This is a genomic window from Nostoc sp. 'Peltigera membranacea cyanobiont' 232 (genome assembly GCF_002245985.1).
In the GTDB taxonomy this organism is placed as follows: Bacteria; Cyanobacteriota; Cyanobacteriia; order Cyanobacteriales; family Nostocaceae; genus Nostoc.
In genome coordinates this window covers 63220-69827 of the sequence record NZ_NOLK01000036.1, presented here as the reverse complement: position 1 = coordinate 69827, position 6608 = coordinate 63220, and the positions used below count along the sequence as shown (strand labels likewise).

The window sequence follows — 6608 nt, the reverse complement described above, 5'->3', positions numbered from 1 at the left end:
CACTATATATAGCTGGGGGCTGGGGACTGGGTGAAAAGTCTTTTTGTGTCTAAGTTGTATCATCTGTTGATGTCCTGACCACCTTGGCTGTTGCTATATTTCTATCTTCCTTTGTTACGAAGTTTGAAAATAGAATTTGTGAATGAATCTACTATCTGTAGCAATGACAGATATTCTGTATAAAAAAAGTTGTTAATCTAAAATCTAAAATGGTCAAGATGCGGGCGTTATTGTCTGGATATTACGGTAAAGGTAATGGTGGTGACGAGGCTTTGTTGGCGACGCTTTTGCAAATGTTACCATCTCACGTAACACCTGTGGTACTTTCGGGTAATCCAGAGGAAACGCGCGATCGCTATAATGTAGAAACTTGCGATCGCATGGCTCCCTTACCTGTACTGCAAGCTTTACGCTCTGGCGATGCTTTGATTTGGGGCGGGGGGAGTCTTATTCAGGATGTTACCAGTACTATCAGCCCATTTTATTATGGGGGACTGATGGCATTAGCTCAGAAAATGGGTTTGAAAACTGTTGCTTGGGCGCAAGGTATTGGGCCGTTAGTGCGTCCGCAAACTCGTTGGTTAGCGCGGCAAACCTTTGCTAATTGTACCAAAGTTAGTGTCCGCGATCGCGCCAGTGCTGCTTTATTATCTGATTGGCAAATCCCTTGTATTATAGCTCCCGATCCGGTTTGGGCGTTGGAATCTAAACCAGTCCCAGGACTTTGGGATTTACCTGCGCCGAGAGTTGCGGTAACGTTGCGATCGCATCCCCAACTTACAGAAACACGTCTGGCAAATTTGACTCGTGCTTTGGTTGACTTTCAAAAAGCTACACAGGCTTTTATTTTACTACTACCGTTTCAAAAAAGTGAAGATTTAAGTATTGCCGAAGCCATTCAACCACACCTTAAAGATGTCAGCCAGATTTTGTGTTTGTCAGATCCGCAACTTTTGAAAGGTGTGTTTCGCGGCGTAGAAATGGCAATTGGGATGCGCCTACACAGCTTGATTATGGCTGCATCTGAAGGTTGTCGCTGCTTCGCTCTCAGTTACGATCCCAAAGTAAATCGTCTCATGGAAGACTTGGAAATGCCTGGGTGGGATTTGTCAAGTTTACCCGACGATCCCAATTTGATTAGTTTGACTTGGATGGAGCATTATGCCAATGGCGAGCCGTTATCATCAGAGAAAATTCAATCTTTGGTGGATGGTGCATTAATGCATCGTGATGTTTTGAGTGAAGCCTTAGTTTCTGTACCCTAACTAACGCTCTTTTATGACTCTCGTCGGATAAAAATCATCCACCCTTATTTTTAAGGACTTTGATGAATTTAGGCGTAGGTTGGGTTGAGGAACGAAACCCAACACCAACAATCTCTGGTTTTGTTGGGTTTCACTTCGTTCAACCCAACCTACGAATATTTTATTTTTTCGGAGTAATAAAAGAGCGCTAAGGCGTGTGCATTTATAAAGGGTAGGTCAGAGGTAAACGAATTATGCCTACGATCGGTTATTGGATTAAGAACCTTGATGACGATCAATTTCTGGCACCGCAAGAGGTTGCGGGAAAACTAGCACCAGATATTGCCAAACGGGTGGTTGCTTACCTTTGTGCAGGAAAGCTATACGCACAATATCGTGGATTATCGTGGTGTAGGTTTATGCATGGATGTGCTAAAGCATTCATGGGAAGTTCAGAATTAACTGATGGTTACTGGATATGGCCTGAAGGCTTGGTTCACTATGTGGAAGTGCATAGAGTTGCGCTTCCTGAAGAATTTCTAGCAGATGCTTTAAACAAGTTAGTGACAAGAAACAAAACTATTGAGCTAGATTCAGATATTGCTTTCTGGGTGAATTGGTGTTCACAAAACCAAGATCCAGTTTTTAGGAAACAGCTTCTTGCTGCACGTCAGACTCCGCCGCAAGAAGTACAAGATGCTTTAGTAGCAGAGATTAATGCTTTACAGCTTAAATATGGTTTGTCTGAACAACTCTGTCTGTGTGATGGATGCAGGGAAAGAGCCTTACAAAGCCAAGTAGTCTGTGTTAAACACTTTCTAGGTGATGAGCGTTGGGAAAGAGGTTGGAGATCGGGTTTTCACTCACTGTTGTACGACTTCTGATAAACTACTGATTCGTTTTACCGCTAACAATTCCTGACCATTGCACTTTTTTCTCTTTCTCCCGACGATAAGAAAAGAAATGCTCTGGAGTTTGGAAAGTACAATAAGGTGCGATCGCAATTTGTTCTGCACTAATCCCCAAATTTTCCAGTTGTAAGGTATTCACTCGCCGCACATCCAACCTTACTTTTCCTGGATTAGGATCTTCCAACAAGGGTGAATTTGGTAATTCATGCAATGCTTGAATGATTTTTTGTTCATCGTTATGTGGTACAATACTAGCCCCAATTTCGGCAGCCACTTGGATAGATACTTGGTAAACCTCGCCAGCGATCGCTGGGCCCATTGCAATCCTCAAATCATCAAGTTTGCTGCCTTGAGATTGTAGTCTAGCGATCGCTTGGGGCACAATTTTTTGAGCAGTCCCCCGCCAACCAGCGTGTAATGCTGCTACTTGTCCAGTTTTCACATCCCCAATTAGCACGGGTGTACAATCTGCGCTAGCTACCCAAACAGCTTGTCTTGGCTGCTCGCTGATTAAACCATCCGCCGATGCGAAATCCTCCTCAGCAGAGCTTAAGAAGCTCTCAACTTCTTGAGGTGTGAGAACAGTATTGCCATGAACCTGCTTTAAGCGATAGACTGATGCCTCTGGTTGCAATACTTCTGTGATAACTTGTGGCGATCGCGGCCAAAACTGCTGGGTAAAGAAGCCGTGATGCCAATGTTCCAGAATACTACAAGTTAGAAAAGGCAGTCCTTCCGAATTGCGCCAGTGCCAAGTGTGCATCTTCAACCAAACCTAAACAGAAATCACTCATCAGCCAATCAATGCTAACTTGAACAACGGAATTTGGGTTAACTGCTGTGGGATTTAATCTGCAAAACTTGGAAGCGGCCTTGAAAGCAGGCCGGAAGTATACATATCTACCATTTTCCCTCCACTTTTTTGAAAGCGTCTCCTCAACAAACCAAACCCTCTGGAACTTACTCAACCAAGGGGCGATTTCAGGAACAGTAGTAATCGCAACTGTCCAATCTGCTGGGCGCGGACAATGGGGACGCGAGTGGATTTCTCCAGTTGGGGGATTATATGTTTCCGTGGCAATTTCTTTCGACCAAAAAATAGAGGCTACTGACAGCTACCAGCTAACTTTCGCTACTGCTTGGGGAATTGCGTCTCAATTGCGCCAGCGCGGTATAAATGTTGGCATAAAATGGCCCAATGATTTAGTTTTAAATGGTCGCAAACTAGGCGGCATTTTGACAGAAACCAAAGTAAACAAAGGACAAATCACCCAAGCAGTAATTGGTGTTGGTATTAACTGGACAAATCCAGTACCCGAAACTGGAATCAATCTGGAATCGTGGCAAGCTTTGCAAGATTTCAGACCAATTTCTTGTCTGGAAATGCTCACCTCTAGCGTCTTGCTAGGAATAGAATCCGGTATGGAGTGCCTTTTCCAAGAAGGAGTAAGCATACTCTTGTCTCGCTATCTAGATTTGCTTACAAACATGGGCGATCGGGTGTATGTCAATAATCTTTCAGGTACAGTAGTTGGAGTGACTCCTCAAGGAAATTTACGAGTTGATTTAGAAACACATGATACAAAGGAACTAATTACACCGGAAATTTATATTCAACCCGGTACAATCAGTTTGGGGTACCATAAATCTTCCGTTTAAATTTGAGGTTTGTTCAAAATTTCGCTCTTTGGGCAAGACAAACCACTAGCATCATCTCTTTAGGCTAATTACACACAACTGAGAGAACAAATGACGCAGCGCAATAATTCTGCCCCTCATCGTTTGCATTACTTATGGCAGCAAGGTCTGACAAAAAAACGTTTTGCCTCTACGCTACCAGCCCAGAGCCTCTGCTGGCTGAGTAGCGTTAGCCTCCTTAGCGGCGGCTTTGTGTTTGCCCAAACGGAAACACAAGTAGATAATATCGTTCCCACTGTTGAAACTTCCCAGCCAACAGCAGTTACAAATCCAGTTAAAAAACAGGCTGTTATACCGGAAGTTGTTCAAGCGCAACCGGAATTTTCCCAACGGCGAGCCAGACTCAAACAGAGATTGCGTCAGCCAGAGGTTGCTCAATCAAAGGAACCAGTTAGGCAGTCTACGCCCAAAATCGAAGCTGCTGAACCTGTTGTGATTATCAGACAGGCAAAACCCAAGGTAGAAGCCTCCCAGGTTACACCTGTAAGGGTGAGACAAGAAAAACCTAATACCCCCACCCGCTCTTTACCTGAAAAACTTCCAGAAGTTGCTCAACCATCAAATAACTCTAACAGCCCTGTCAGTGCAACTACAGGGAAAACCAAGGATTATAATAACGCTTATATTGATCCTAATAGTTATGACAGTGGTACCACAGGTACTTATCAAGCACCAAATTCCGTAATTCTCACAGAACGCTCCAGTGGTTGCCGAGCCATTTTACCGTCAGGGCAAAGCGTATTAGGCGGCGTTTGCGCCAAAGCACCCCAAAGGAGTGTAGCTGATTCTAATAGTAAAGTAGCACCTACTTGGCTGAGAAGAAGTCAAAACGCCCAATTACCACCAGTAGTTCCACCCGTCCAACAAGTTGCAACTACTGGCAACACCAGCAGGTGGCGTGCTGTTCAAAATACTTCCGGTGGTGATACTAAGAGCGCATTTCGCCCGAATCGGTTTATCCCGAATCCCAGCGAGTTCAGCCCCACAACCGTGAGTGCAACTCCCATCGCACCGAGTGGCGGGACTTTACCCCCACCAATGGCAGATGGTAACATTGCACCCCGTCCCAGTAACGTAGCTTATGACTTCTCACTAGCATCAGTATTGCCGCAAATCCCCTATACAGGGAGAGTTGCCTATAGTGGTACGGGAATGATGTATCCATTGTCTATTCCCGCTCCCATTACCTCGTTGTTTGGTTGGCGAATTCATCCAATCACAGGTACTCAACGCTTCCACGCTGGTACAGACTTAGGTGCGCCTACAGGAACACCAGTTTTAGCAGCTGCTGCTGGTCAAGTAGAAACTGCTAACTGGGTTGGTGGTTATGGTTTAACCGTTATCCTGAATCACAAATCTGCTGAACAAACTCTCTACGGTCACATGTCAGAAATCCTTGTTCAACCTGGTCAGTGGGTACAACCTGGAACTGTCATTGGTCTAGTTGGTAGCACCGGGAATTCCACAGGGCCTCACCTGCACTTTGAAGTCCGCCACCTTACACCGAACGGGTGGGTTGCTACTGACCCAGGTGTGGAATTACAAAGTGCCCTCAGCCAGTTAGTGCGAGGCTTGCAAACCGCTCAGGTTAGCAAGGAACCAGGTAGCTGAGACTGGGGACTGGGGACTGGGGACTGGGGACTGCGATATAAGAAGCAAAAGAACAGGAGAAGAATAACAATTCCCAATTCCCAATTCCCAATTCCCAATTCCCAATTCCCAATTCCCAATTCCCAATTCCCAATTCCCAATTATAAATACCCGTGTTCTGCTAAGAATGCGGGTGTAATGCCATCTATACTATTGTGATCATGGGCTGTGGTGTGTGGGTTGCCAGAATAAAGGAATTTTTCGACGTATTTGCCGAGAATATCCCCTTCTAGATTCACCAAGCTTCCAGAAACCAAATAACGAAGATTTGTCTCGGCATAAGTGAGGGGAATTACTGCCACCTTGAATTGGGAGAGTTCTGGCTCATAAGCGGCTACTGTGAGGCTGATGCCATTGACGGCTATGCTACCTTTGGGGACAATATACCGGGCGATCGCATCAGATGCAATAAAGGTCATTTCCCAAGAACTTGCCGTTTGTTCTGCCACTAGCAATCTACCAATGCCATCTACATGACCCATCACAAAATGACCGCCAACTTTGCTGCCTACTTTTAGCGACGCTTCTAAATTGACATATCTCTGTTGTGTTTGCTCACCTCCTAACGTCGTGCGGCGTAGCGTTTCTGGTGAAGCCGTGGCGAGAAACCCGTCTTTTAAAACTTTTTCTACTGTCAGGCAAACACCATCGACCGCAACACTGTCACCATAAGCTAAATCTTGCATAATTACTTCACTCGACTGGCTGACACAAGTAATTTGCCAAGAATCGCCCCCCAAGGGTTCCATCGTTCCTAATGCCTGGATTAATCCTGTAAACACGGCTTTTTTGTCAAACTAACTCTATTTATTGCCTAATTTTGCCGGAAGTCAATTGGTAATTGTCACAGAAATTTAGAACATCCAAGTATATTTTCTGACTTTTTTTAGTATGGGAATATTAACACATTAGCATCCTTCACGAGGCATACTTGGGTAAGAAGGTTATTGTCTAAGAAGACCAATTTGACTTACTCTGGTTTTCACCACAAGTTCGGAGTTTAATAGAAGCAATTATAGAGAACGAATGCTTATGTTTATTACTGTCACCAAGCCACCCAAAAAGGTGTACTATTTGTTACACAACATCCAAGACTCTCAAAGCA

At 44.7% G+C, this 6608-nt stretch carries 6 protein-coding genes; 4 read left to right on the top strand and 2 right to left on the bottom strand.

Features of this window, described 5'->3' with window-relative positions:
- Positions 1-218: 218 nt before the first annotated feature.
- On the top strand, positions 219-1265 hold the full coding sequence (csaB, locus tag CDG79_RS14740; protein ID WP_094342788.1) for a polysaccharide pyruvyl transferase CsaB: 1047 nt from the start codon (positions 219-221) through the stop codon (positions 1263-1265).
- Positions 1266-1498: 233 nt separating this feature from the next.
- A complete protein-coding gene (locus CDG79_RS14735) occupies positions 1499-2128 on the top strand; it encodes a hypothetical protein (protein WP_094342784.1) in 630 nt (209 codons plus the stop codon).
- Between the two features lie 4 nt (positions 2129-2132).
- Here CDG79_RS14735 and pgeF read toward each other — a convergent pair whose 3' ends face one another.
- Positions 2133-2918 (bottom strand): peptidoglycan editing factor PgeF, encoded by a 786-nt coding sequence (pgeF, locus tag CDG79_RS14730; protein WP_094342783.1) that lies wholly within the window; start codon positions 2916-2918, stop codon positions 2133-2135.
- Positions 2919-2995: 77 nt separating this feature from the next.
- On the opposite strand from pgeF, the gene CDG79_RS14725 reads away from it, so the two are divergent.
- The gene (locus tag CDG79_RS14725) at positions 2996-3814 is read left to right on the top strand and encodes a biotin--[acetyl-CoA-carboxylase] ligase (protein WP_094342782.1); all 819 of its coding nucleotides are present in this window, start codon (positions 2996-2998) and stop codon (positions 3812-3814) included.
- 90 nt (positions 3815-3904) lie between these two features.
- A complete protein-coding gene (locus tag CDG79_RS14720; protein WP_094342781.1) occupies positions 3905-5464 on the top strand; it encodes a M23 family metallopeptidase in 1560 nt (519 codons plus the stop codon).
- Between the two features lie 140 nt (positions 5465-5604).
- Here CDG79_RS14720 and CDG79_RS14715 read toward each other — a convergent pair whose 3' ends face one another.
- Positions 5605-6285: a riboflavin synthase gene (locus tag CDG79_RS14715; protein ID WP_094342780.1), complete on the bottom strand. Its 681-nt coding sequence runs from the start codon at positions 6283-6285 to the stop codon at positions 5605-5607.
- Positions 6286-6608 lie beyond the last annotated feature (323 nt).

Bases quoted from the DNA above. Each gene is read 5' to 3' on its own strand.
- csaB (WP_094342788.1), top strand. From the start codon at position 219: ATGCGGGCGTTATTGTCTGGATATTACGGTAAAGGTAATGGTGGTGAC.
- CDG79_RS14735 (WP_094342784.1), top strand. From the start codon at position 1,499: ATGCCTACGATCGGTTATTGGATTAAGAACCTTGATGACGATCAATTT.
- CDG79_RS14720 (WP_094342781.1), top strand. From the start codon at position 3,905: ATGACGCAGCGCAATAATTCTGCCCCTCATCGTTTGCATTACTTATGG.
- pgeF (WP_094342783.1), bottom strand. From the start codon at position 2,918: ATGCACACTTGGCACTGGCGCAATTCGGAAGGACTGCCTTTTCTAACT.